Origin of the sequence: Streptomyces sp. NPDC002889, assembly GCF_042888425.1 — a bacterium.
Taxonomy (GTDB): domain Bacteria; phylum Actinomycetota; class Actinomycetes; order Streptomycetales; family Streptomycetaceae; genus Streptomyces.
Window position 1 is genome coordinate 16,227 of sequence record NZ_JBIAPT010000032.1, and the last position, 24,637, is coordinate 40,863.

Genomic DNA, 24,637 nt, shown 5'->3' on the forward strand with positions numbered 1-24,637 from the left:
TGCGGGGACTCTAGCGCGGGTGAGCGGGATCCGGCAGGGGGAGGTTGTCCACAGGCTCATCCGGGGTGCGCCTGTGGCCAGTAATCTCAGCCCCCATGGAACAGAGGCATCTCGGCCGCACCGGCCTGCGCGTGTCCCGGATCGGACTCGGCACCCTGACCTGGGGCCGGGACACCGATGAACACGACGCCGCCGATCTGCTCAAGGTGTTCTGGGAGGCCGGCGGGACGCTGGTCGACACCGCCGATGTCTACGGCGGCGGGGACGCCGAGTATCTGCTGGGCCGGCTGGTCGAGCGGTTGGTGCCCCGGCGCGATCTCGTCATCGCCACCAAGGCGGGCAGCGTGCCCGACCCGGACCGGCGCTTCGACGGCTCGCGCGGGCATCTGCTGGCCGCACTGGACGCCTCGCTGCAACGGCTCGGGACGGACCATGTCGACCTGTGGCAGGTGCATGCTTTCGATCCCGGAACTCCGCTGGACGAAACGCTGCAGGCCCTCGACATTGCGGTCACCAGCGGGCGCGCACGGTACGCCGGGGTGTCGAACTTCTGCGGCTGGCAGCTGGCGAAGGCCGCGACCTGGCAGTTGGCCGCGCCCGGTGCGCATACCCGGCTGGCCAGCACCCAGATGGAGTACTCGCTGCTCCAGCGCGGGGTGGAGCGTGAAGTGCTGCCGGCCGCGCTGGACCTGGGGGTGGGCCTGCTTCCGTCGTCACCTCTCGGCCGCGGGGTGCTCACGGGGAAGTACCGCACCGCGACGCCCGTCGACTCGCGGGGCGCGTCGGAGCACATGGCGCCGTTCGTGGAGCCGTATCTCGACGATGCGGCGAGCAGCATCGTCGACGCGGTCACGACGGCCGCGGCCGGGCTGGCCGCGACACCGCTGGAAGTGGCGCTGGCGTGGGTCAGGGACCGGCCGGGCGTCACTGCCCCGATCGTCGGGGCGCGCAACGCGCAGCAGCTCACCGAGGCGTTGTCGGTGGAGGCCCTTAGTCTTCCTGACGAGATCTGCCAGGCGCTCGACGATGTGTCGGCGCCCGTGCACCGCTATCCCGATCAGGACTGGAGCACGTTGTGACTGTGCCTTCCCGGGGGACGTCCCCCGGATCCGCGGCCGAGGACACCGAGGCCCGGGACCCCGCCGCCGACCCGCAGGAGGCGGTGGCCGCCGGCGCGGAGGAGGCCGGGAACGCCGACCCGGAGGAGGCCGGGGACGCCGGCGCGCAGGAGGCCGGGGACGCCACGGGCACCGAAGGTGTCGAACGCGCCGATGACGCGGGCGGCGGCGGTGGGGTGAGTGAGACGGAGGCCGAGCTCGCCGCGCAGCGGGAGGTGCGGGCCCGGATCGAGCAGCGCAAGGCCGAGCGGGACGAGCCCATCGAAAGCGGCGGCAAGCTGCGCGGCACGGCCGCCGATCTGCTCGCGGCAGTACGCGCCGTGGAGAGCGGTGAGAAGCCCGGATCCACTTACTTCGACTCTCCTGCTCGCTCCGCCGGGGGGACCCCCACCGCGGATGCGCCCGCACCCCGCAGGCCCGCTCCGGCCGCGGCCGCGCCCGTCCGCAGCAGCGTCCCCGAGCCGTCGCCCGAGCCCACGCCCGCCGCCCCCGAGACGGTGACGGCAGTACGGGCGGTACTGGCCGCCGGCGGTGCGCCCGAGGCACTCGCGGCGCAGGTCGCGCAGGTGCTCGGGGAGTCGGCGGCGGACGTGCTGGCGGCGGACCCGTGGCAGCTGTTGGCCGTGCCCGGGGTCCGGCCCGAGCAGGCGGACGGCTTCGCACGGGCCCTGCTCGGCGCGGAGTGCGGCCCCGGCGACGAACGGCGCGCCTCGGCGCTCGTGACCTGGCTGCTCGAGCGTGCGGCGCTGCGGGGGCACACCGCCCTGGAGGCGTCACAGCTGCGTTCGGCGCTCGCCGAGCTCTCGGTGCCCAGCCCTGAGGACGCCGTGCGGTGTGCCGTGGCCGACGGCGCGGTCCTCGTGTTCCAGGACGGCCTGGACGAGACCGGGAGCGTCGAACAGCGGGACACCGAGGAGGAGACTGCCGGGCAGGAGGCCGCCCCGGTGCCGGTCCTGCTGGGGCTCGACCGGTACGCGATGGCCGAGGAGAGCCTCGCGGACGGGTTGGCCCGGCTGATCAGGACCGGACCGAAAGACGCCTGGCAGGGGCCCGAGCTGGTCCGGGCCGCGGGCGCGCACGGTCTTGTGGTGCACACGGGCGGCGAGGCGGCCCGGGCGGAGACGGTCGCGCTCGCCGAGAGCGCCCGCGGACTGGGGCTGCGCGGGGTCGTGGCCGTCCACGGCGACAACAGCCGCCGCAGGCTGGGCTCCGCCGCGGACGCGGTCAGCGTGTCCGCGCTGCTGAGCGGCGCGGCCGGTCCCGGCCGGGACGCGGACGGCTCATTCGACCTCGATCTGCTGGTCGTGCTCGACGCACCGCAGCTGGACGTGGAGAGCGCGGCGATGCTGGTGGAGTCGATGCCGGACGGCAGTCGCCTGGTGCTCAGCGGCGATCCCGGCGTGCTGGGGCCGCCCGGAGCGGGTCGGGTGTTCGCGGATGTTCTGGCCGCCCGGGTGTGCCCGCAGATCGCGTCCCGCACACCCGATGCGGGCCCGATCGGCGAACTGGTCTCGGGCATCGGCATCGGTGAGCTGAGCCAGGTCGAGGCTCCCGGCAAGGAAGTCGTGATCGTCCCGGTGCGGGACGCGGGCGAGGCGGTGCACCGTACGGTGCAGCTGGTCGCGGACTCGGTGCCGCGGGCCATCGGGGTACCGGCGGAGCAGACCCAGGTGATCACGGTCGGGCACGGCGGCCCGGCCGGCACGCGCGCACTGAACGCGGCGCTCAAGCAGCGCCTGAACCCGGGCCCCGGCCGCTTCGGCGGCTTCGACGCGGGCGACCGCGTGGCCTACGTCCAGGCCCCGGGCCGGACGCTGACAGGCACGGTCGTCTCGGCGGACGCGGACGGTCTGCACCTCGACTGCGAGGGCTCGCCCGTCGTCGTGCCGAGGGGGCGGGTCGAATCCGCCCTGCGGCACGGCTGGGCGCTGACGGCGCACCAGGCGGCGGCGATGCGGTGGCCCGCGGTGGTCGTGGTCCTGCCCATGGACGCGGTCCAGCAACTGAGCCGAGCCTGGGTGTACACCGCCTTCGGGCGCGGCGAGCGGCATCTGTCCGTGGTGCACGGCGTGGACCAGGCGCTTGCGCACGCGGTGGCCGAGGTCGCGGATCCGGCGCGCACCACCCGGCTGCGGGCCCTGCTGGAGGGGCTGCTGGCGCCGCAGGACTGAGCGCGGCCAAAGACCCCCGGGCCGGGGACGACTGCGAGAGTCGTTCCTGGCCCGGGGCCGACAGGTGGGGCAGCATCGGGGCCCGAGTCGTACGGAACCGTCCGGGACGCAGGCGACGTGGGGCGGGCCGGTCAGGACTCCGCTTCGCCGAGATCGCCCAGGTCCTCGCGCAGGTCCTCCTCGTCGAAGACCGAGCTGACATCGAAGCGGCAGACGACCCGCTCGGGGTCCGCCTGGTCGAAGGGAGTACTCAGCCACTCGCCCGGCTCGGGCAGCTCGTCCGCGGCCGACACCCACAGTGTGGAGTCGCCCTCCTCGAGCCCGAACTCCTTGTGCCGCGAAGCGATTTCGTCCGGTTCGTACTCCCCGAAGAGCACGCCGAGGGCGGCGTGTACGCTGCCGCCGACGACCGGGGCGTTCGCCGGGCGGTCGTCGTCGGGGTCCAGGTCGGCGATGCGCTGCGCCTGCGCGAGCAGCCGTTGCGGCTCCACCACCGCGTAGTCCCGACGGATCAGCACACTGAGCGCGTTCGGCTCCTCGGGTCCCGCGTACGGCGGCAGCGAGTCGTCCGCGCCGGGGATCTCGAAGGGTGTGACCTCGTCGTAGCGGTCGTAGAGCCGCTCGTCGTACGCCTCCGCCGCGGCGGCGAGGATGTTGAAGGCGTCGTAGACGGCCGGGTCGTCCTCTCCCGTGCGGTTCTCGACCGCCTCGAGGTGGCGGTCCAGTGCGGCTTTGACCGCCTCGGCGGCGGCACGTACCTCGGCAGCCGTGGGCTGCGCAGCATCAGACATAGAGCAGACGCTATCCGTAGCAGGGCTGTGCCCGCACAATAGATGCGATGCCGGAATACGAATTTGTCGACGTGTATGTGCCGCGCGGGGTCTCCCGCCAGGAAGCGGTTCGTCTGCTGACCGACCATGCCGAGTACGGGCACTGGGAGTTGGACCGACTGAGCCTGCACCGGGACGGCAGCCGCAGGGTGCGGCTGCGCCGGCGCATCATCCGCCAGGTACGCGCCACCTGGTGACCGAGTGGACAGGACGGAGCGGGCCCCGCGACTGCGGGACCCGCTCCGTCTCATGCACCTTTGTACCGCTCCGCACCGCTTCACGCGGCTCGATACCGCGGTGACCGTTCGGTTACGCGGAGGCGCGGGCGCGGCGGTACATCACCGCTCCCGCCAGCAGCAGACCGGCACCTGCCGGGGCCAGCATGCCGAGCGGACCGGCACCGGTCTCGGCGAGCTGGTCGACGGCCTTGGGCGGGGTGTTCTGCGTACCCGGGACGTTCGGCACATCCGGGGTGACCGGCGTCACGGGCGTGGTCGGTACGCCGGGCGGGGTCCCGGGCTCCTCGGGGTTGCTGGGCTCCTCGGGGTTGCCCGGCTCCTCGGGGTTGCCCGGCTCCTCGGGGTTACCGGGCTCCTCCGGGTTGCCCGGCTCCTCCGGGTTGCCCGGCTCCTCCGGGTTACCGGGCTCCTCCGGGTTGCCCGGCTCCTCGGGGCTGCCCGGCTCCTCCGGGTTACCCGGCTCCTCCGGGGTCTCGGGCGTCGTGTCGGCACCGTTGCCGCAGGCGTTGCCCGTGACCGCGTTGCCGAGGCCGCCGATGGTGACGGTGTTCCCGCAGGCGTTCACGGGGACGTCGACCGGCGCCTGGATGACGTTGCCCGAGGCGATGCCGGGAGAGTTGCTGGTCTGCGCGTCGGCGGAGGAGCCGCCGCCGTTCGCTGCGCCGTCCGATCCGGAGCCGTTGCCGCAGGCGTTGCCGGCCGCCGGGTTGAGCAACCCGATGACATTGACCGTGTTCCCGCAGGCGTTGACGGGAGCGTGAACCGGAAGCTGGACCACGTTCCCGGACGCCACACCCGGCGAATTCGATGCTGCTCCGTATGCCCCGGCATCCGCCTGGGCATAGCTGCTGCCGATGGCGAGTACGCCGCCCGCGGCCGCCATGGTGATCAGACCCTTGCGCGTGAACTGTCGCATTGGTGATTCTCTGCCTTCCCGCTTCAGAAATTCCCGGACGTCATGCCCGGGGTCGGAATGCCCGACGGCCCCGGAGTGCGGGGCGCGCACTCCGGGACCGCCCGGGTTCAAACCCAAGCCCTTATGGGCCGAGCCACAACGTCACGCGTTGCCGCAGGCGTTACCGAAGGTGGGGTTCAGCAGGCCGACGACGCTCGCCGTGTTGCCGCACAGGTTCACCGGCACGTGGACCGGGGCCTGGATGACATTGCCGGAGAGCACGCCGGGGGAGCCCACGGCGGCACCCTGGGCGCCGGCGTCGGCCATGGCCACACCCGCACCAGCGAGCACCAGACCACCAGTGGCAGCCGCAGCAGCGACGACCTTCTTGATCATTGTTCCTCCTTGTTGGCAATGCGGTCCCAGCCGCGGACCGCACCACCTGTAACGAGGAGGAGGAAGCGGGGCTACGAGCCTGATCCCCCTTTCACTCTTTTCAGTCAAGTGCGCACGTACTGACGATTATTGGAGTTTCGAATGAGCAGACCTCACCCGATCCGGTTCAGCACCGGTCGAGGAAACGGTCAAGCACTCGTACACCGAACGTGAGACCGTCCACCGGAACCCTCTCGTCCACCCCATGGAACATTCCCGCGAAATCCAGCTCCGGCGGCAGTTTGAGCGGAGCGAAGCCGAAGCAGCGGATGCCGAGGTCGTCGAACGACTTGGCGTCCGTGCCGCCGGAGAGCATGTACGGAACCGCCCTGGCGATCGGGTCCTCGGCCTTGAGCGCGATCTGCATCGCGTCGACGAGCGCACCGTCGAAGCTGGTCTCCAGCGCCTTGTCGCCGTGCACGTCCTCGCGCTTGACCCGCGGGCCGAGCAGCCGGTCGAGGTCGGCCAGGAACTCCTCCTCGTACCCCGGCAGGAAACGGCCGTCGACATGGGCGGTCGCCTGTCCGGGAATCACATTCACCTTGTAGCCCGCACCGAGCATGGTGGGGGCCGCCGAATTGCGCAGCGTCGCGCCGATCATCTTGGCGATGCCGCCGAGCTTGGCGAGGGTCGCGTCCATGTCCTCCGGGTCGAGCGGGGTGCCGAGCGCGTCGGAGAGCTCGTCGAGGAAGGAGCGGACGGTCTTGGTGACTCTGACCGGCCACCGATGGCGGCCGAGACGGCCGACGGCCTCGCACAGGTCGGTGATGGCGTTGTCGTTGTTGGTCATCGAGCCGTGCCCCGCCGTGCCCTCCACGGTCAGGCGCATCCAGTGCATGCCCTTCTGCGCCGTCTCGATGAGATAGAGCCGCAGGTTCTCGTTGACCGTGAAGGAGAACCCGCCGACCTCGCCGATCGCCTCGGTGACACCCTCGAAGAGGTCCGGGTGGTTGTCGACCAGATAGCGCGCCCCGTAGGTGCCGCCGGCCTCCTCGTCGGCGAGGAAGGCCAGCACGATGTCGCGCGGCGGCTTGCGGCCGCTGCGCATCCGGTCCCGTACGACCGCGAGGGTCATCGCGTCCATGTCCTTCATGTCGACCGCGCCGCGGCCCCAGACGCAGCCGTCCGCGATCTCGCCGGAGAAGGGGTGGTGCGTCCAGTCGTCGGCGTTGGCCGGCACCACGTCGGTGTGGCCGTGGATGAGCAGCGCGGGCCGGGAGGGGTCCTCACCCTCGATCCGGGCCACCGTGGAGGCCCGGCCCTTGTGCGACTCGAAGATCTGCGGCTCGAGGCCGACCTCGGCGAGCTTCTCGGCGACGTACTCGGCCGCGGCCCGCTCCCCCGGGCCGGAGTGGTCCCCGTAGTTGCTGGTGTCGATCCGGATCAGCTCACGACAGAGGTCGACGACCTCGTCCTCACCCGAGACGGCCCGGGTCGTGCTCGACTCGCTCACGCTGTTTCCTCCCACTGTCGCTGCTGGTGGTTCGTCCTCATCCTCCCGCCATCGTGCCTCGTCCCCCAAGGGCGAGGGCCCGCCGTCATGCCGCTGTCACACGACCAGGGCCGTGATCGGGCACACCCGATTGTTTGCTATGGTTTTCCACGTCGGAACGGCCCAGAGCCGCGAGACAGACACCTTGTCCGGGTGGCGGAATGGCAGACGCGCTAGCTTGAGGTGCTAGTGCCCTTTATCGGGCGTGGGGGTTCAAGTCCCCCCTCGGACACCACCAAGATCCCCACGGTTTCGGCCGTGGGGATTTTTTGTCGCCGCGAGGGCTCCCTCCGGCAACGGGCGGCCGGGGTTCCTCCGGTTCCCCTGGTGCCGTGCGCATACAGTCTCGTCGGTGAGACGCAGACTCAAGGCTCCGCCGTCGCCGCTCCCCCAGCGTGACGGCATCGACCCCGTGCGGCTGCGGCTGCCCGCCGACCCGGACGGACTCTGGGGGACCGTGCGGGACCATCTCGTCGAGCGGTACGCGAACGCCATCGGGGCCGAACAGGTCGACGCCATGCTCCGCGAGGGCCGCATCGTCTCGGTGGACGGCCCGGTCACCGCGGACGAGCCGTACCGGGCCGGGCGGTATCTGTACTTCCACCGGGAGTTCGCCGCCGAGGAGCGGGTCCCCTTCGAGGTGGGGATCGTCCACCGCGACGAGCGGGTCGTGATCGCCGACAAGCCGCACTTCCTGGCCACTGTGCCGCGCGGCAGCCATATCACCGAGACGGCTGTGGCCCGGCTGCGCCGCGATCTCGACCTGCCCCTGCTTCAGCCGGCGCACCGCCTCGACCGCCTCACGGCGGGTCTGGTGCTCTTCGTCGTACGGCCCGGAGACCGGGGCGCCTACCAGACGATGTTCCGGGACCGGCGGGTGCGCAAGGAGTACGAGGCGGTCGCGCCGTACGACCCGGAGGTCGCGCTGCCCGTCACCGTACGGAGCCGGATCGTGAAGGAGCGCGGGGTGCTCGCCGCCCGGCAGCAGCCGGGGGAGCCGAACAGCGAGAGCCGGATCGAGCTGCTGGAGGTACGCGGCGGGCTCGGGAAGTACCGCCTGCTGCCGGCCACCGGCCGCACCCATCAGCTGCGGGTCCACATGAACGCGCTGGGACTGCCGATCCTGCACGACCCGATCTATCCGGTGGTGCTCGACGCGGGTCCCGAGGACTACGGGCAGCCGCTGCAACTCGTGGCACGGGCACTGGAGTTCACCGATCCGGTGTCCGGTGAACCGCGCCGTTTCGAGAGTCGGCTGCGGCTGACCGAGTGGCCGCCGTGAACTGTGCGCCGTTCACCGTACGCACAGGGCCCCCGGGATGTCCCGGGGGTCCTGTGCGTACTGCGGAGCTTCGGCCTACCGCGTCAGGGCTCAGGCGTTCCGGTTCTCGGAGGCCATCTTCCCGACCCGCTTGCGGACCAGGTACCAGCCGCCGACCAGCGCGGCCGCGATCAGCGGCAGGCAGTTCACGGTGGTGCGGCTGATGCCGCCGTCCATCCACATCAGAACGAGGACGGAGGCGAGGAAGACCATCGTGATGATCTGGGTGTACGGAGCCCAGGGCAGCTGGTAGCCGGGACGGGTGACCCGGCCGTCCTTCGAGCGGTGCCAGAAGAGGAGCGAACACAGCATGATCATCGACCAGGTGCCGATGATGCCGATGGAGGCGAAGTTCAGCACCAGCTCGAAGGCGTCGCCCGGCATGACCTTGTTCAGGACGACACCGACGATACCGAAGGCCGCGGTGAGCAGGATGCCGCCGTAGGGCACGCCGCCCTTGTTCATCACGCCGGTGAACCGGGGCGCGGAGCCGGACATCGACATGGAGCGCAGGATGCGGCCGGTCGAGTACAGGCCGGAGTTCAGGCTGGACAGGGCGGCGGTGAGCACCACGAGGTTCATCACGCCGGCCGCGCCGGGGATGCCGAGCTTGTCGAAGACGGTGACGAAGGGGCTCTGGTCGCCGGAGTACGCGGTGTACGGCAGGAGCAGCGCGAGCAGCACGACCGAGCCGACGTAGAAGATGCCCACGCGCCACATGATCGAGTTGATCGCCTTCGGCATGATCTTCTCGGGGTTCTCGGTCTCACCAGCGGCGACACCGCACAGCTCGACGGAGGCGTAGGCGAAGACCACACCCTGGATCAGCAGAAGCATCGGCATGACACCGGTCGGGAAGATGCCGCCGTTGTCGCCGATGGTGGCCAGGCCCGGGGTGTGGCCGCCGACCTCGTGCTGGGTGACGACGAGGAAGATGCCGATGAGCATGAACACGACCAGCGCGGCGACCTTGATGATCGCGAACCAGAACTCCATCTCACCGAAGTACTTCACCGAGATGAGGTTGGCGGTGAGGACCACGGCGAGCGCGATGAGGGCGAGCACCCACTGCGGGATGTCGCTGAACATGGCCCAGAAATGCGCGTACGTCGCGGCCGCGGTGATGTCCGCGATGGCAGTCGTCGACCAGTTCAGGAAGTACAGCCAGCCGGCCGTGTAGGCGCCCTTCTCGCCCATGAACTCACGGGCGTAGGAGACGAAGGCGCCGGAGGAGGGCCGGTAGAGGACGAGCTCGCCGAGCGCGCGCACGACGAAGAACGCGAAGACGCCGCAGACCGCGTAGGCGATGAAGAGGGAAGGGCCGGCGTTGGCCATACGGCCACCGGCGCCGAGGAAGAGTCCCGTACCGATGGCGCCGCCGATGGCGATCATGTTGATGTGACGTGACTTGAGGTCCTTGCGGTACCCGGCGTCACCGGCGTCTACGTGGGGGGCGCCCGTCGCGGCGGCGACAGGCGTGTCGGCCGCGGCCATGGTGCGGTCACTCATGAGGTGTTGTTCGCCTTCGTGAGGGGGTGTGCGGTACCCGGCCGTGATGCCGGCGGCCTTCCGGTGGTGAGGAAGGTGGTCACCACGGCATGGCCTCGGGGCGCAGAAAGGCCCGAGGGTTCATAGTCAGGGCAACCCTGGGATTCTGGCAGTGGCCTACCTCACTCAGATACATATCTGAGGTATTTCAGAGGTTTCGCCAAGATGAAGAAAGGTTTTCCATACAGCCAAGGGAGGGGAGGCGCGGCTCAGGTAGCACGCCGGACTCAGGGCGCGAGCACGTCCAGCTCCTGGAGGGCCCCGACGGCGATCTGCCGGGTCAGGCTCTCGGCCCGGTCGGCGTCGCCTTCGCGAACGGCTTCGGCGACCTGGACATGGAGGGTGACCGCCGCCGGATCGGGGTCGTCGAACATCACATGGTGGTGAGTGCGGCCCGAGAGGACCTCGGCGACCACATCGCCGAGCCGCGCGAACATCTCGTTGCCGGAGGCGTTCAGCACGATGCGGTGGAAGGCGATGTCGTGCTCGAGATAGCCCTCCAGCTGATGCCCGCGGGAGGTGGCGACCATGCCGAGGGCGCACGCGGTCAGCTCGGCGCACTGCTGCGGGGTGGCGTTGCGGGCGGCGAGCCCGGCGGCGACCGGCTCGATCGCAGAGCGGAGCACGGTCAGGGAGCGCAGTTGGCGAGGGCGGTCGGCGCCGGCGAGGCGCCAGCGGATGACGCGCGGGTCGTAGACGTTCCACTCCTCGGTGGCGCGCACGATCACGCCGACCCGGCGACGGGACTCCACCAGGTGCATCGACTCCAGAACCCGCACCACCTCGCGTACGACGGTGCGCGAGACGTCGAAGCGCTGCGCCACCTCGTCGGTGCGCACCACGCTGCCCTGCGGGTATTCGCCCGCGGTGATCGCAAGGCCGAGGGTGTCGAGCACGCGCGCGTGGAGCCCCTGGCCCTCTGTGGTCATGAGCACAGCGTACGGGGCACGGATCGAAAACTAAAAGTATGACGTTTACATCTCAGGGACTTGAATACGTCATACCTAATGGGCTTCAGTGGCGCGACGGACCGATGTCGACGAAGACAGCGAGGCACCAATGAGCACCCCCCACGTCATTGTGGTGATGGGCGTCGCAGGCACGGGCAAGACCACGATCGGCCCCCTGCTCGCCGCCGCACTGGGCGTTCCCTACGCCGAGGGCGACGCCTTCCACCCCGCGGCGAACATCGCCAAGATGGCGGCCGGCACCCCACTGGACGACGCGGACCGGTGGCCATGGCTGGACGCCATCGGCCAGTGGGCGCAGGGGCGGGCCGGGCTGGGCGGAGTGGTCTCCAGCTCCGCGCTCAAACGGGTCTACCGCGACCGGCTGCGGGCAGCCGCACCCGGCGCCGTCTTCCTCCACCTCACCGGCGACCGCGCGCTCATCGAGCGGCGGATGTCGGAGCGCAAGGGGCACTTCATGCCCCCCGCACTGCTGGACTCGCAGTTCGCCACGCTCGAACCGCTGGCGGACGACGAGGCAGGAGTGGCCGTCGATGTGACCGGCACCCCCGACGAGATCACCGAACGGGCCGTCGCCGCGCTGCGCCGGCTCGACCGGCTCTGACCCCCGGGCCGGCCCTCAACCCCCACACCCGACCCGTCCCCCCAATCCAAGGAATCACCGTGACCAGTCTCAGCGTCGAGATGCTGGCAGCGGACGCCGCCGAACCGATCACTTCGGCGGGCAACGCGCAGCTGGGCATCGCCGTCCTCGCGGGCATCGCTGTCATCGTCCTGCTCATCACCAAGTTCAGGCTGCACGCGTTCCTGGCGCTGACCATCGGGTCGCTCGCCCTCGGAGCGTTCGCCGGAGCCCCGCTCGACAAGACCATCGTGTCCTTCAGCACGGGCCTCGGCACCACCGTCGCGGGTGTGGGTGTACTGATCGCGCTCGGCGCGATACTCGGCAAGCTGCTCGCCGACTCGGGCGGCGCGGACCAGATCGTCGACACGATCCTCGACAGGGCGAGCGGGCGGTCCATGCCGTGGGCCATGGTGCTGATCGCCTCGATCATCGGTCTGCCGCTGTTCTTCGAGGTCGGCATCGTCCTGCTGATCCCTGTCGTGCTGATGGTCGCCAAGCGCGGCAACTACTCGCTGATGCGGATCGGTATCCCCGCTCTTGCCGGACTGTCCGTGATGCACGGCCTCATTCCGCCCCACCCCGGCCCGCTGGTCGCGATCGACGCCATCGGCGCCGACCTGGGGGTCACACTGGCCCTCGGCCTGGTCGTCGCGATACCGACGGTGATCATCGCCGGTCCGCTGTTCTCCAAGTACGCGGCCCGCTGGGTGGACATCCAGGCGCCCGACGACATGATTCCCCAGCGCGCCACCGAGGACCTCAAGAAGCGCCCGAGCTTTGCCGCCACCGTCTTCACCGTGCTGCTGCCCGTCGTCCTGATGATGGTCAAGGCGCTCGTCGAGATCAGCGTCGACAACCCGGAGAACCACGTCCAGCGGGTCACCAACGTGATCGGTTCGCCGCTGATCGCACTGCTCGCGGCTGTGATCGTCGGCATGTTCACCCTCGGCCGTGCCGCCGGGTTCACCAAGGGGCGTATCTCCTCGACGGTCGAGAAGTCCCTCGCCCCGATCGCGGGCGTGCTGCTGATCGTCGGCGCGGGCGGCGGCTTCAAGACCACGCTGATCGACATCGGTGTCGGCCAGATGATCATGGACTTCTCCAAGAACTGGGCGATCCCGACGCTGCTGCTGGCCTGGCTGATCGCGGTGGCCATCCGGCTGGCGACCGGCTCGGCCACGGTCGCGACGATCTCCGCGGCCGGCCTGGTCGCGCCGCTCGCCGCCGGCATGGGGACGGCCGAGTCCGCACTGCTGGTGCTGGCGATCGGAGCGGGTTCGCTCTTCTTCAGCCATGTCAACGACGCAGGGTTCTGGCTGGTGAAGGAGTACTTCGGGATGAGCGTCGGCCAGACGGTCAAGACCTGGTCGGTGATGGAGACCATCATCTCGGTGGTCGGCATCGTCTTCGTCCTGCTGCTGTCCCTGGTGCTGTAAGGGGCGGTCCGGGGCAGTGGTCAGTCGTCGGGGTCCCACAGCGAGTGCTCCGACCGGGCCCAGGGGCGCTCGACCGACCCGGTGCGCATGCCACGGCGTGCCTCCGGGTCGGCGAGCGCCATGGCGATGTGCCCGAACAGCACGATCCCGATGGTCAGCGCCAGCCAGTCGTGCACGAAGGTCGCACTTGTACGCCACACCAGCGGGGCGAGGTGCGTGAACCACATCAGCAGCCCGGTGCCGATCATCACGAGCACGGCGCCGGCGATCCAGGCCGCGTAGAGCTTCTGCCCGGCGTTGAACTTCCCCGCCGGGCGCGCCCCGGGCGACCTGTCGCGCCGCCGCACCGCCCGCAGCCAGGTGCGGTCGTGCGGTCCGAACCGGTTGAGGCGGCGCAGGTCCTTGCGGAAGGCGCGCGAGGCGAGGCCGAGCAGGAACGGCACCGGGATCAGGATCCCCGACCACTCGTGCACGGTGACCACGAGATGACGGCGGCCGACGAGTTCGGCGATCTGGGGTACGTACAGTGCCGCCGCCGTCGCCACGCACATCAGCATCAGCAGGGCCGTGGCGCGGTGCACCCAGCGCTCGGCGCGGCTGAACCTGCGTACGCGGGCCGGGCGTTCAGACGGTGGGTGCGTCGTCGCGGCCGTTCGACCGGCCGACCCAGGCGTCGACGTCATAGCCTCGCTCCTCCCAGTACCCGGGGTCCACCTTCGAGGTGAGGGAGATTCCGGACAGCCATTTCGCCGACTTGTAGAAGTACATGGGCGCGACATAGAGCCGTACCGGACCGCCGTGCGCGTGGTTGAGCGGCTTGTCCTGCATCCGCAGGCAGACCAGGACGTCGGAGCGGCGGGCCTGGTCGAGGGTGAGACTCTCGCTGTAGGTGCCGTCGAAGCAGCTGAACCGGATGGCCCGCGCCTGGGACCGCACTCCGGCGGCATCCAGCAGGACCGACAGTTTCACGCCCTCGAACGGCGTGTCGGGCACACGCCAGCCGGTGACGCACTGGACGTCCCGTACGACACGGGTCTGCGGCAGCTCGCGCAGCGCGTCCAGTGTGTACGTCGCCGGCCGCTCGACCAGCCCGTCGACGGTGAGGTGGTAGTTCCGCTCGTTCCTGTGCGGTACGGACGCGGCGACCGAGTAGTAGCGGAAGCCACCGCCGTTGGGCAGCAGTCCGGTCAGGCCGGTCGGGTCCTTGTCGGAGGCAGCGCCGAGGAGCGACTCGAGCCCGCGCTGCAGATAGGGCGCGGATGCGACACCGGCCGCGCCGAGGCCCAGCATGCCGAGCACCATACGGCGCCCGACCGGCGGGCCCTCGGCGTCAGGAATGTCGGAGCGAGGTGTGGTCACCCTTCGATTCGAGCACCGACCGGCCCCGGAGGCCAGCAGTATCGCCGGGACGTCAGACTTCCGTCACACTCCGCCGGGTCCCGACGCCGTGGGCAGGACGCCCGGTGGACCGCTCGCGCCCGCGCAAGCGGAGCGCGCCGACCCCTGGTGCTTGGATGGGCGCCATGAATCCGGCTGAGGAGATCCTCGACATCGTCGACGAGTGGGACCGTGTCGTCGGCCGCGCGCCGCGCGCCGAGGCGTATGCGCGCGGGCTGCGCCACCGGTGTGTGTTCGTCCAGGCCAGGGATGCCGAGGGGCGGATCTTCGTACACCGGCGCACGCCGACGAAGCTGGTCTTCCCTTCGCTGTACGACATGTTCGTGGGCGGGGTCGTCGGCGCGGGCGAGAGCTACGACGAGGCGGCGCTGCGGGAGGCGGAGGAGGAGCTCGGGGTGCGCGGACTGCCGCGCCCGGTACCGCTGTTCACATTCCTGTACGAGGGCGGTGGCGATCCGGCGCAGACCTGGTGGTCGTCCGTGTACGAGGTGCGCTGCGACCTGCCGGTCAGCCCGCAGGCGGAGGAGGTCGCCTGGCACGGCTTCCTGTCCGGGGACGAGCTGGAGCGGCGGCTCGACGCATGGGAGTGGGTGCCGGACGGGCTGGAGGCGTACGTACGGCTCAAGGCTTTCCGTGAGGCGGGCTGACACTCCTCGGGACCCGCACGCTGGCCCGGGCAACCGACAACGCCGCAGGTAGGGTGCGCGGCGTGAGCGATTTCGTGCAGAGCCTGCGGCTGTGGCTGGCGCCCCGGCGGATCCGGGACGAGGGCGAGACCCCGGACTACCGGTTCTCGCTCGCCAATGAGCGCACGTTTCTGGCCTGGATCCGTACGGCACTGGCGCTCATCGGCGGCGGGTTCGCGGTGGACCAGTTTCTGCCGGATCTGCGCTGGGGCGTACGCGCCGGCCTGGCGCTCGCACTGATCGGGATCGGGGCGATGTGCGCCGTGCGCGCCGTCAACCACTGGGTGCAGTGCGAGCGGGCGATGCGCCGTGACGAGGACCTTCCGGTGTCGCGCTTCCCTGTGCTGCTGGCGGCCGTCGTGGCCGTGGTGTCGATCGCCATGGTCGTGGTCGTGGCATGGGGCCGCGTGTGACGGGGCCCGGCACGGCGGCCGAGTCCGGGCGGGACCCGGGGCTGCAGCCGGAGCGGACCCGGCTGGCCTGGCGGAGGACCACGCTGACCTGCACCGTGGTGGCCGCACTGGCGGCGAGGCAGGCCGTCGGCGGCTCGGTGACGGATGTGGCCGTACTGGCGTCGGGGCTGAGCCTGCTGGTCTGGCTGGGGTTTCTGGCAGTGGCCCACCGCCGCGTGAAGGCGCTGGACGCCGCCCGGCCGTCCGCGCTCACGGTGGGCGGGGCGGTCGCCGCGGTCGGGTGCGTCCTCGCGCTCGCCGCGTTCGCCGTCGCGATCGTGACATGACCCCCGGGTCCCGGCCTGCGCGAGCGGACCACCAGTGAGAGCCGTCTCCGCTCCCGGCCCGGAACGGGGCGGACGGCCAGGCCCTGTCCGGGCCTAGCCTGGAACATGCCGGACCACTACAAAAAGGACAATGAGGGGAGCACCCATGCCGGTCCTCCACCACGAGCACCCCACGCACGAGCACATCCACGGCCCGGACTGCGGACACACCCGGGTCCCGCACGCTGATCACGTCGACTACGCACACGACGGGCATATGCACCGGGAGCACTCGGGGCACTGGGACGAATGTGAGCCGGGCGAGCACATCTCGCACAGTGGGCACGCCCATGAGCACGGCTCAGGATGCGGGCACCCCGCGGTGGCCCACGGCGACCATGTCGACTACGTCCACGACGGGCACCGGCACGCGCAGCACGACGGTCACTGGGACGACCACTGAGCCCACCCGGCCGCACCGTGACGCGCCCCTGTCTTCCTCCGGGCCGACGCCGACTGGCAGGCTCTGGGTGACCGTTCGTCGTCGACCCGGGGGAGCCCCGTTGCCTGCCACGGATCCGTACACCGTCCAGCTCGCACCCGGAGTGCATGCCTACGTCCAGCCGGACGGCGGCTGGTGCCTGAACAACGCGGGATTCATCAGCGACGGGCACTCGACCCTGCTCGTCGACACCACGGCAACCGAGCGCCGAACCCTGGCGCTGCGCGACGCGCTGCTGGCGACCGGCGCCCCGCTCCCCGCGACCCTGGTCAACACCCACCATCACGGCGATCACACCTACGGCAACGCGGTGTTCGCGCCCGAGGCCCTGGTGATCGGCCACGAGTCCTCGCGCAGCGAGCAGCTGGCGGCCGGACATCAGCTCCATCTGATCTGGCCGCACAACGACTTCGGCGACATCCGGATCGCCGCGCCGACGCTGACGTACCACGACCGGATGACGGTCCATGTCGGTCAGATCGAGGTACGGCTCCTCCATCCCGGCGGCGCCGCCCACACCCCGGGTGACACGGTGGTGCATCTGCCGCGGCAGGGCGTGGTCTTCACCGGTGACCTGATCTTCCAGGGCGGCACGCCGTTCGTGCCGATGGGCTCGCTCGGCGGATCGCTGCGGGCGCTGGACCTGCTGCGCTCGCTCGATGCGACGACGGTGGTGCCCGGACACGGCCCGATCACCGATCCGTCCGCGTTCGACGCGACGGAGCGCTATCTGCGCTTCGTGCTGGAGCTGGCGGAGAAGGGGTACAAAAGGGGGCGCACCCCGCTGGAGACGGCGGTCGGCGCGGACCTCGGGGAGTTCGCCGCGCTGCGGGAGAGCGAGCGGCTGGTCGCCAATCTCCACCGGGCCTACGCGGAGCTGGGCGGGCTACCGGAAGGTTCACCGCTGGATCCGGCCATGGTGTTCGCGGACATGACGATGTTGAACGGCGGAGTGCCGGTGGCCTGTCACGCCTGACTCCTATGCCCCTGACCTGGGGATTCGGTGAACACACGGGCCGCCCCCACGGGGCGGCCCGGCGCCTTCGTCTGCCCGCCGTACGCCCCCGGGTGTGTGATCCACGCATCGGTTGGTGAGCGCCACTGGACGACATACCGACTGGTCGGTCATCATGAACGCGTTCCCCAGGACCACCCTCGGAGGTGCGCATTATGAGCTCAGCCCCGCCGCCAGGCCTCGACCCCGAGCAGCTGCGCGGTTATCTCGACCGCGAGCGCCCGGGACTGGTGAGCGGACCGCTCAGCGCCCGGCTGATCCAGGGCGGCCGTTCCAACCTCACGTACACCGTCACCGACGGCACGGGCCGCTGGGTCGTACGCCGGCCGCCGCTCGGCCATGTGCTGGCGACCGCTCATGACATGAAGCGCGAGCACCGGGTGATCAACGCGCTGCACGGCACCGCGGTTCCGGTGCCCACGCCGGTGGTGCTGTGCGAGGACGACTCGGTGCTCGGATCGCCGTTCTACGTCATGGAGTTCGTGGACGGCACCCCGTACCGCGCGGCCGACGAGCTCGTCCCGCTCGGTCCCGAGCGCACCCGCGACGCGGTGTTCTCGCTGGTCGACACGCTCGTCGACCTGCACGCCGTGGACCCCGAGTCGGTGGGCCTCGGCGACTTCGGCCGGCCCGAGGGCTTCCTCGACCGCCAGCTGCGCCGCTGGGGCAAGCAGCTGGACGCCTCGCGCAACCGTGAGCTCCCCGGGATCGACGAGCTGCACGCCGCGCTCGGGCGCGAGCTGCCTGCGTCCTCCACGGCCACCGTGATCCATGGCGACTACCGCCTCGACAACGTGCTGATCGGCGAGGACGACCAGATCAAGGCGGTCCTCGACTGGGAGATGTCCACGCTGGGCGACCCGCTGACCGACCTCGGTCTGCTGGCGATGTACAGCCGGCCACTGCACCTGCCCGGCTCCCCCATCAGCACCACCGCGACCGCCCCCGGCCACCCGCAGGCGGCCGAGCTGATCGAGCGGTACGCCGAGCGCTCCGGCAGGGACACCTCCGCCATCTCCTGGTACACGTCATTCGCCTGGTTCAAGCTCGCCGTGATCCTCGAAGGCATCCACTACCGCTACACCCTCGGCCAGACCGTCGGCGCCGGCTTCGACCGGATCGGCGATCTCGTCCCCGTCTTCATCGAGCACGGGCTCACCACCCTCCAGGAAGGCTGAGTACCACATGGACTTCGCATTCGACGCCCGTACCGAAGAACTCCGGGCCAAGCTGCTCGCTTTCATGGACGAGCACGTCTACCCGGCCGAGGCGACCGAGCACGAGCAGCGGGCGCAGCTGGCGTCGCCGTGGGACACCCCGGCGATCGTCGAGGAGCTCAAGGCCGAGGCCCGCAAGCAGGGGCTGTGGAACCTCTTCCTGCCGGATGCCGAGCACGGCGCGGGGCTGACCAATCTGCAGTACGCGCCGCTGGCCGAGATCACCGGCCGCAGCCCGCACCTGGCCCCGACGGCGCTCAACTGCGCGGCCCCCGACACCGGAAACATGGAGGTGCTGGCGCAGTTCGGCACCGACGAGCAGAAGAAGGAGTGGCTGGAGCCACTGCTTGCGGGTGAGATCCGCTCGGCGTTCGCCATGACCGAGCCCGAGGTCGCCTCCTCCGACGCCTCGAACATCGAGACCCGGATCGAGCGGGACGGCGACGACTATGTCATCAACGGCCGCAAGTGGTACATCTCGGGCGCGATGAACCCGAAGTGTCAGATCTTCATCGTGATGGGCAAGTCCGACCCCGAAGGCGACGCCCGCCGCCAGCAGTCGATGATCCTCGTGCCCCGCGACACCCCGGGTGTAGAGGTGCGGCGCGCCATGCAGGTGTACGGCTACGAGGACCACTCCCACGGCGGCCACGCCGAGGTCGTCTTCACCGACGTACGGGTGCCGGCGTCGAACCTGATCGGCGAGGAGGGCGGCGGCTTCGCCATCGCCCAGGCGCGGCTGGGCCCCGGCCGTATCCATCACTGCATGCGCCTGATCGGCATGGCCGAGCGCGCGATCGAGCTGATGTGCAAGCGGGCCGTGTCCCGGCATGCCTTCGGCAAGGCGATCGCCGAGCAGGGCGTGGTGCAGAACTGGATCGCCGACGCCCGGGTCACCGTCGAGCAGCTGCGGCTCCTCGTTCTCAAGACCGCCTGGCTGATGGACACGGTGGGCAACCGGGGCGCGCACACCGAGATCCAGGCCATCAAGATCGCCACCCCGCGCGCGGTGGTGGAGATCCTCGACCACGCGGTCCAGGTGCACGGCGCGGGTGGCGTCAGCCAGGACTTCCCGCTCGCCGAGCTGTGGTCCGCCGCCCGCACCCTGAAGCTGGCCGATGGCCCGGACGAGGTGCACCAGCGCTCGCTGGCCCGGCGCGAGCTGAAGAAGTACCTCTAGAGCAGTCCCCGGGTGCCGGGCGGGCCGGACGATCCGGCCCGCCCGGCACTCGGGCATGCCGTCCGGGCGGAGCCAGGAGGCCGGCGCGAACCGTACGACACAGCCACAAGGGCGGTACGCGATCCATGAACGCATGGATCGCGTACCGCCCTTGGTCCGGCGGAGCGGTTGTGCCTACGGCCGCAGGGCCCTGAGCAGCAGATCGGCGAGCTGGTCGGCGACCTCCTGCTTGGACATCGGGCCGTCGGGGCGGTACCAGGTCGACAGATGGTGCACCGAGCCGAAGTGGTAGTCCACCACCAGGTCCGCGGGGGTCGCCGAGGAGAACACCCCGCTCTGCTGCCCCTCCTCCACCAGCGCGCGGAACCGCTCGTGGTAGCGGCGGCGCTCGGCACGCACCTGCTTGTGCTTCTCCGGGCTCAGATGGTGCATGGAGCGGAAGAAGATCGAGGCGTCGTCCAGATTGTCGATCGTGGTGACGACGACGTCCGCGGCAGCGCCGCGCAGCCGCGTCTCCACCGGCTCGTCCGCGTCCGCGAACGCGTCGAGACGCTCCTGCTGGACCCGCAGCACGCGTGAGTAGACCTCCTGGAGGAGGTCCTCCTTGGAGCCGAAGTAGTGGTAGAGCGCCCCCTTGGTGACGCCCGCCGCCTCGACGATCTCCTGCACCGACGTACGGTCGTAGCCGCGTTCCGCGAACAGCCGGGTGGCGGCGGCCAGCAGCCTTTGCGGTACGGGGGTGCCGTCCCCGTCCGTCGTCCTGGCCATTGCCGCCACCCGCCTTTCGCGCATTTCCTCGAGTGCTGTCAGAAGAGAGTGCTACGCCCGTGAGCGCAGTTCTCGTCTGAGGATCTTCCCACTGGTCGTCTTCGGCAGTTCCGGCAGGATCTCTACTTCCCGGGGGTATTTGTAGGCGGCCAGCCGCTCGGCACAGTACGCCGCGATGTCGGCGGGCTCCACGTCGGCCCCGGGCCGCAGGCTGACGTACGCCTTGACGCTCTCGCCGCGGTAGCTGTCGGGGATGCCGACGACCGCCGCCTCGCGCACCGCCGGGTGGGTGTACAGGACGTCCTCGACCTCCCGCGGCCAGACCTTGAAGCCCGACGCGTTGATCATGTCCTTCTTGCGGTCGACGACGTACAGCCAGCCGTCCGTGTCCATGAAGCCGATGTCGCCGGTGCGCAGCTCGCCGGCGGGGAATGCCTCGGCGGTGGCGTCGGGCAGCCGCCAGTAGCCCGGCACGACCTGGGGGCCACGGACGGCGATCTCGCCCTGCTCGCCGAGGGGCACGTCCTTGCCGGTCTCGTCGATGATGCGCACGAGGGTGTCGGGCCCCGGCAGGCCGACGGACAGGGTGCCCGACGCCGGGTCGACGGGTGCCTCGAGCTCCGGGGGTACGGCGGCGCAGGGGGCCGTGCACTCGGTGAGCCCGTATCCGTTGCGGATGTAGGGGCCGAAGCCTGCCCGGAACTTCTCCACCAGCGCGGGCGGCACCGGAGCGCCGCCCGAGGAGATCACCTGGAAGGAGGCGAAGTGCTCGCGGGTGGCGGTGGGGTGGGCGGCGAGCGCCATGAAGGCGGTGGACGGGCCGACGGTGTAGGCGGGGCGGTGCTCGGCGAACGCGTCCAGTACGACCCCGGCCTCGAAGCGGTAGGCCAGCGCCAGCGTGCCCGCGTTGGCGATGCAGGCGGCGAGCTGGCAGACCATGCCGGTGATGTGGAACATGGGGGCGAGCGCGAAGTAGCAGGCGCCTTCGGGCAGCGGGTGGCCGGTCCGCTGCCGCTCGGCGTTGTAGGTGATGCCGCCGTGCAGGTTCATGGCGCCCTTGGGCGTGCCGCTGGTGCCGGAGGTGTAGCTGATCAACGCCACGTCGGCGGCGGTGGGTTCACGCTCGGCAGGGGCAGGAAGACCGGCCCGGGCCACAGTCAGCAGATCCTCGGCGTCCGCGGCCTGCGGTGTTCGCCCGAAGCCCAGCACCCGTTCGTCGCCGCGGGTCTGCAGGTCGAGTTCGCAGGCCGTGAGGACGATCCGCACGGGCGAGGCGGCGGCGCAGTCGCGCAGATACGACTCCCAGGAACGGTCGGCGCAGATCAGCGCGGCGGCCTCGGCGTCGGCGAGTACATGGGCGACCTCGCCCGCCTTGTACATCGGGTTGAGCGGAACGACGACGGCTCCGGCCTTCCACGCACCGAGCAGGGCGATCACGAAGTGGGGAGAGTTCTGGAGCATGATCGCCACGCGGTCGCCGCGCGCGAGACCGCGAGCCGCGAGATGACCCGCGACGGAGTCGGAGAGCGCATCGGTCTCGCGGTAGCTCAGCCGTCCGTCGAAGTAGGCGAGCGCGGTGTGCTCGGGGGCGCGGTCGACGGCGGCGCGGAACGAGTGGACCACGGTCGGGGGCGGGGTGATCGGCGCCCGCTGCTCCTCGGTGAGACTGCCCATCCAGGGCTTGGCCGCGTAGGGGGAGTTCACCGCTTCACCGCTTCCCACTTCTGCTGGATGTGGTTCATGTTGGTCAGCCAGCGGTCCGGGTCCGTGGCGCGGGCCTGGTAGTAGTCGGCGACCTCGGGGTGCGGCAGCACCAGGAACCGGTCGTTCGCCATCGCGTCGAAGAGCGCTTCGGCCACGTCCTCGGGCTCTATCGCGGTCGGCTGCAGCACGATGTCGCCGGCCGAACCGCTCGCGGCGAGCATGTCGGTGCGTACGCCCTGCGGGCAGATCGCGTGCACCTTGAGGCCGCGGTGGCGGTAGGTGAGCGAGAGCCATTCCGCGTAGGCGAGAACGCCGTGCTTGGTGACGCTGTACGGGGCCGCGCCGATCATCGTGAGCAGTCCGGCGGCGGACACGGTGGAGACGAAGCGGCCGCTGCCGCGCTCCAGCCAGTCCGGCAGCAGCGCCCGGCTCGCGCGCACATGGGCCATCACATTGACGTCCCAGGCCGAGGCCCAGACGTCCTCGTCGGCGAATGCGTCGCCGGGCGAGCCGAGGCCCGCGTTGGCGCAGTAGATGTCGACGACGCCGTCGAGTGCGTCACGGGCCTCGTCCACGATCTGAGAGGCATCGCCGGGCACCGCGTGTGCACCGATCTCGTCGGCGACGGTCTTGGCCCGGCCGGCGTCGATGTCGTTGACGACGACCCGGGCACCCTCGGCGGCGAACCTGCGGGCCAGCGCGGCGCCGATGCCACCGCCCGCGCCCGTGACCACAACGCCCGCGCCCTGCACCGTACTCATCAAGCTCCGCCCCTCTGCGTGCCGACCGTCGGCGGCGACCGTACGGGCCGGTCGTCCGCGCCGGCCTGGCGACAGACTAACCGGTCGGTATGTTGCGAGGGAAGGGGCGGAACCCGTCGGCGCGGCGGACCACGGCGACGGCTACGTCCATATCGTTCCCCGTCGGCACGAGGAGCGCTAGCGTGCGTGGCCATGACACTCAGCGATCACGGAGGTAGCTCGATGAGCCTGTCCAGACGGGGTTTGCTGGCAGTCGGCGGCGCGGTGGGAGCGCTCACAGCGACGGCGTCCGCGCCCGCCGCCGCCCACTCGGGCCGGTCCCGGGTCCGCACCGGCTTCGAACGGCTGGCCGCCGGGGGCTACGCCGCCCTGGCCGGGCAGCGGGTCGGCGTGGTCACCAACCCGACCGGCATCACCCGGGACGTACAGCACATCGTGGACGTCATGCACGCCGACGACCGGGTGAACCTGGTCGCCGTCTTCGGCCCGGAGCACGGCTTCCGCGGCACCGCGCAGGCGGGCGGCTCCGAGGGGCGATACGACGACCCGGCCACCGGGCTGCCCGTCTACGACACGTATCTCAAGAGCGGCCGGCCGCTCGCCGACATCTTCACCGCCTCGGGCGTGGACACGGTCGTCTTCGACATCCAGGACGTGGGCGCCCGCTTCTACACCTACATCTGGACACTCTTCGACTGCATGCAGGCGGCAGCGCTCGCGGGCAAGCGCTTCGTCGTCCTCGACCGGCCCAATCCGGTGACGGGCCGGGCCGCCCTCGGACCGGTGCTGGACAAGGCGTTCGCGACCTTCGTGGGCCGTGAGCCGATCTCGCAGGCGCACGGGATGACCGTCACCGAGCTGGCCCTGCTGTTCAACGGCGAGTTCCTTCTCCGGCCCGTGGACCTGGAAACCGTGCGGATGACCGGCTGGCGGCGCGCCGACTTCTACGACACGACCGCTCTGCCCTGGGTCCCGCCGAGCCCCAACATGCCGACCCCCGCAACGGCACTCGTCTACTCGGGCACCTGCCTGTTCGAGGGCACCAACCTCTCCGAGGGCCGAGGCACGACCCGGCCGTTCGAACTGCTGGGCGCGGAGGGTATCGGCCCCGGATGGGCCGAGGCGGCGAACGGTCTCGGCCTGCCGGGGGTCCGCTTCCGTGAGGCGTACTTCGCCCCGACGTTCTCCAAGTTCCAGGGCAGGACGATCGGCGGCGTCCAACTGCACGTCCACGACCGGCAGTCGTACGACCCCGTCCGCACGGGCATCGCGCTGCTCGTGACGGCCAGGCGCAACTGGAGCGGCTTCGCCTGGCGCGCGGACCACTGGATCGACAAGCTCACCGGCTCGACGAAGGTGCGCACACTGATCGACGCGGGGGCCGGTGTCGAGGACGTGGTGGGGGCCTGGCAGGACGAGCTCGCGGCGTTCCGGGCAGTGCGCGCGCAGTACCTGCACTACCGCTGAGAACTCGCCGGCGCGTGGCCCCGGGCGGAACCCCGCACCGACCGGGCGAGGGACCGCCATACGCACCATGGTGGACAGTATTGGGACTTCATGAGGTATGGCTGTTTCCTCCCTTGCGCAGGATGCTGTTGCAGCAGCGGAGC

At 70.6% G+C, this 24,637-nt stretch carries 25 protein-coding genes and 1 tRNA gene; 15 read left to right on the forward strand and 11 right to left on the reverse strand.

Features of this window, described 5'->3' with window-relative positions; genetic code table 11:
* Positions 1–95 precede the first annotated feature (95 nt).
* Both ACFYWI_RS33755 and ACFYWI_RS33760 read left to right on the forward strand, forming a co-directional pair.
* Positions 96–1,079, forward strand: coding sequence for an aldo/keto reductase (locus ACFYWI_RS33755; protein ID WP_389239589.1), 984 nt, complete (start codon positions 96–98; stop codon positions 1,077–1,079).
* Positions 1,076–3,289 (forward strand): helix-hairpin-helix domain-containing protein, encoded by a 2,214-nt coding sequence (locus tag ACFYWI_RS33760; protein WP_389239590.1) that lies wholly within the window; start codon positions 1,076–1,078, stop codon positions 3,287–3,289. Before ACFYWI_RS33755 ends, ACFYWI_RS33760 begins: the two co-directional genes overlap by 4 nt.
* A gap of 131 nt (positions 3,290–3,420) precedes the next feature.
* Here the strand turns inward: ACFYWI_RS33760 and ACFYWI_RS33765 are convergent, their stop codons facing one another.
* A complete protein-coding gene (locus ACFYWI_RS33765; RefSeq protein ID WP_389239591.1) occupies positions 3,421–4,080 on the reverse strand; it encodes a hypothetical protein in 660 nt (219 codons plus the stop codon).
* Positions 4,081–4,127: 47 nt separating this feature from the next.
* Here ACFYWI_RS33765 and ACFYWI_RS33770 point away from each other — a divergent pair, with 47 nt between their 5' ends.
* Positions 4,128–4,316: a DUF5703 family protein gene (locus ACFYWI_RS33770; RefSeq protein ID WP_389239593.1), complete on the forward strand. Its 189-nt coding sequence runs from the start codon at positions 4,128–4,130 to the stop codon at positions 4,314–4,316.
* A 112-nt stretch (positions 4,317–4,428) separates the two neighbouring features.
* On the opposite strand, the gene ACFYWI_RS33775 is transcribed toward ACFYWI_RS33770, so the two are convergent.
* The 3 genes from ACFYWI_RS33775 to ACFYWI_RS33785 form a co-directional block, all read right to left on the reverse strand.
* Complete coding sequence (locus tag ACFYWI_RS33775) at positions 4,429–5,274, reverse strand: chaplin (RefSeq protein ID WP_389239594.1); 846 nt, start codon at positions 5,272–5,274, stop codon at positions 4,429–4,431.
* A gap of 141 nt (positions 5,275–5,415) precedes the next feature.
* Complete coding sequence (locus ACFYWI_RS33780; protein ID WP_389239595.1) at positions 5,416–5,649, reverse strand: chaplin; 234 nt, start codon at positions 5,647–5,649, stop codon at positions 5,416–5,418.
* 166 nt (positions 5,650–5,815) lie between these two features.
* Complete coding sequence (locus ACFYWI_RS33785) at positions 5,816–7,141, reverse strand: M20/M25/M40 family metallo-hydrolase (protein ID WP_389239596.1); 1,326 nt, start codon at positions 7,139–7,141, stop codon at positions 5,816–5,818.
* A gap of 186 nt (positions 7,142–7,327) precedes the next feature.
* Between ACFYWI_RS33785 and ACFYWI_RS33790 the strand changes: the two genes are divergently transcribed.
* Together ACFYWI_RS33790 and ACFYWI_RS33795 are read left to right on the forward strand one after the other, a co-directional pair.
* Positions 7,328–7,415: transfer RNA gene (locus ACFYWI_RS33790), tRNA-Leu, on the forward strand.
* A gap of 117 nt (positions 7,416–7,532) precedes the next feature.
* Positions 7,533–8,462 carry a pseudouridine synthase gene (locus ACFYWI_RS33795; protein WP_389239597.1) on the forward strand — a complete coding sequence of 310 codons (930 nt, stop codon included), beginning with the start codon at positions 7,533–7,535 and terminating at the stop codon, positions 8,460–8,462.
* A gap of 90 nt (positions 8,463–8,552) precedes the next feature.
* Here the strand turns inward: ACFYWI_RS33795 and ACFYWI_RS33800 are convergent, their stop codons facing one another.
* The gene (locus ACFYWI_RS33800) at positions 8,553–10,010 is read right to left on the reverse strand and encodes an amino acid permease (RefSeq protein WP_389239598.1); all 1,458 of its coding nucleotides are present in this window, start codon (positions 10,008–10,010) and stop codon (positions 8,553–8,555) included.
* 266 nt (positions 10,011–10,276) lie between these two features.
* Positions 10,277–10,978 carry a FadR/GntR family transcriptional regulator gene (locus ACFYWI_RS33805; protein WP_389239599.1) on the reverse strand — a complete coding sequence of 234 codons (702 nt, stop codon included), beginning with the start codon at positions 10,976–10,978 and terminating at the stop codon, positions 10,277–10,279.
* Positions 10,979–11,108: 130 nt separating this feature from the next.
* Here ACFYWI_RS33805 and ACFYWI_RS33810 point away from each other — a divergent pair, with 130 nt between their 5' ends.
* Both ACFYWI_RS33810 and ACFYWI_RS33815 read left to right on the forward strand, forming a co-directional pair.
* Complete coding sequence (locus ACFYWI_RS33810) at positions 11,109–11,621, forward strand: gluconokinase (RefSeq protein WP_389239600.1); 513 nt, start codon at positions 11,109–11,111, stop codon at positions 11,619–11,621.
* A gap of 59 nt (positions 11,622–11,680) precedes the next feature.
* A complete protein-coding gene (locus tag ACFYWI_RS33815) occupies positions 11,681–13,078 on the forward strand; it encodes a gluconate:H+ symporter (protein ID WP_389239601.1) in 1,398 nt (465 codons plus the stop codon).
* A gap of 20 nt (positions 13,079–13,098) precedes the next feature.
* Here ACFYWI_RS33815 and ACFYWI_RS33820 read toward each other — a convergent pair whose 3' ends face one another.
* Together ACFYWI_RS33820 and ACFYWI_RS33825 are read right to left on the reverse strand one after the other, a co-directional pair.
* Entirely contained in the window at positions 13,099–13,761 is a 663-nt protein-coding gene (locus ACFYWI_RS33820; RefSeq protein WP_389239602.1) for a cytochrome b/b6 domain-containing protein, read from the reverse strand.
* Positions 13,703–14,368, reverse strand: coding sequence for a molybdopterin-dependent oxidoreductase (locus ACFYWI_RS33825; RefSeq protein WP_389239662.1), 666 nt, complete (start codon positions 14,366–14,368; stop codon positions 13,703–13,705). Before ACFYWI_RS33825 ends, ACFYWI_RS33820 begins: the two co-directional genes overlap by 59 nt.
* 233 nt (positions 14,369–14,601) lie before the next feature.
* Between ACFYWI_RS33825 and ACFYWI_RS33830 the strand changes: the two genes are divergently transcribed.
* The 7 genes from ACFYWI_RS33830 to ACFYWI_RS33860 all read left to right on the forward strand — a co-directional run bounded on the left by ACFYWI_RS33830 (position 14,602) and on the right by ACFYWI_RS33860 (position 19,794).
* Positions 14,602–15,123 carry an NUDIX domain-containing protein gene (locus ACFYWI_RS33830; protein ID WP_389239603.1) on the forward strand — a complete coding sequence of 174 codons (522 nt, stop codon included), beginning with the start codon at positions 14,602–14,604 and terminating at the stop codon, positions 15,121–15,123.
* A 62-nt stretch (positions 15,124–15,185) separates the two neighbouring features.
* Positions 15,186–15,575, forward strand: a complete 390-nt coding sequence (locus ACFYWI_RS33835; RefSeq protein WP_389239604.1) for a YidH family protein — start codon at positions 15,186–15,188, stop codon at positions 15,573–15,575.
* Entirely contained in the window at positions 15,560–15,901 is a 342-nt protein-coding gene (locus tag ACFYWI_RS33840) for a DUF202 domain-containing protein (protein WP_389239605.1), read from the forward strand. The genes ACFYWI_RS33835 and ACFYWI_RS33840 overlap by 16 nt, the downstream gene beginning before the upstream one ends.
* 145 nt (positions 15,902–16,046) lie before the next feature.
* Positions 16,047–16,343 carry a hypothetical protein gene (locus tag ACFYWI_RS33845; protein WP_389239663.1) on the forward strand — a complete coding sequence of 99 codons (297 nt, stop codon included), beginning with the start codon at positions 16,047–16,049 and terminating at the stop codon, positions 16,341–16,343.
* A gap of 100 nt (positions 16,344–16,443) precedes the next feature.
* Positions 16,444–17,358: an MBL fold metallo-hydrolase gene (locus tag ACFYWI_RS33850; protein WP_389239606.1), complete on the forward strand. Its 915-nt coding sequence runs from the start codon at positions 16,444–16,446 to the stop codon at positions 17,356–17,358.
* A gap of 194 nt (positions 17,359–17,552) precedes the next feature.
* Positions 17,553–18,575 (forward strand): phosphotransferase family protein, encoded by a 1,023-nt coding sequence (locus tag ACFYWI_RS33855; protein ID WP_389239607.1) that lies wholly within the window; start codon positions 17,553–17,555, stop codon positions 18,573–18,575.
* Positions 18,576–18,582: 7 nt separating this feature from the next.
* Positions 18,583–19,794 (forward strand): acyl-CoA dehydrogenase family protein, encoded by a 1,212-nt coding sequence (locus ACFYWI_RS33860; RefSeq protein ID WP_389239608.1) that lies wholly within the window; start codon positions 18,583–18,585, stop codon positions 19,792–19,794.
* Positions 19,795–19,968: 174 nt separating this feature from the next.
* Here ACFYWI_RS33860 and ACFYWI_RS33865 read toward each other — a convergent pair whose 3' ends face one another.
* Genes ACFYWI_RS33865 through ACFYWI_RS33875 form a run of 3 tightly spaced genes read right to left on the reverse strand, consistent with a single transcriptional unit; the run spans position 19,969 to position 23,027 of the window.
* Positions 19,969–20,562 (reverse strand): TetR/AcrR family transcriptional regulator, encoded by a 594-nt coding sequence (locus tag ACFYWI_RS33865; RefSeq protein ID WP_389239609.1) that lies wholly within the window; start codon positions 20,560–20,562, stop codon positions 19,969–19,971.
* 51 nt (positions 20,563–20,613) lie between these two features.
* Positions 20,614–22,236: an AMP-binding protein gene (locus ACFYWI_RS33870; protein ID WP_389239664.1), complete on the reverse strand. Its 1,623-nt coding sequence runs from the start codon at positions 22,234–22,236 to the stop codon at positions 20,614–20,616.
* 26 nt (positions 22,237–22,262) lie between these two features.
* Positions 22,263–23,027 (reverse strand): SDR family oxidoreductase, encoded by a 765-nt coding sequence (locus ACFYWI_RS33875; RefSeq protein ID WP_389239610.1) that lies wholly within the window; start codon positions 23,025–23,027, stop codon positions 22,263–22,265.
* Positions 23,028–23,249: 222 nt separating this feature from the next.
* On the opposite strand from ACFYWI_RS33875, the gene ACFYWI_RS33880 reads away from it, so the two are divergent.
* Positions 23,250–24,494, forward strand: a complete 1,245-nt coding sequence (locus tag ACFYWI_RS33880; RefSeq protein ID WP_389239611.1) for an exo-beta-N-acetylmuramidase NamZ domain-containing protein — start codon at positions 23,250–23,252, stop codon at positions 24,492–24,494.
* Positions 24,495–24,637: the final 143 nt, after the last annotated feature.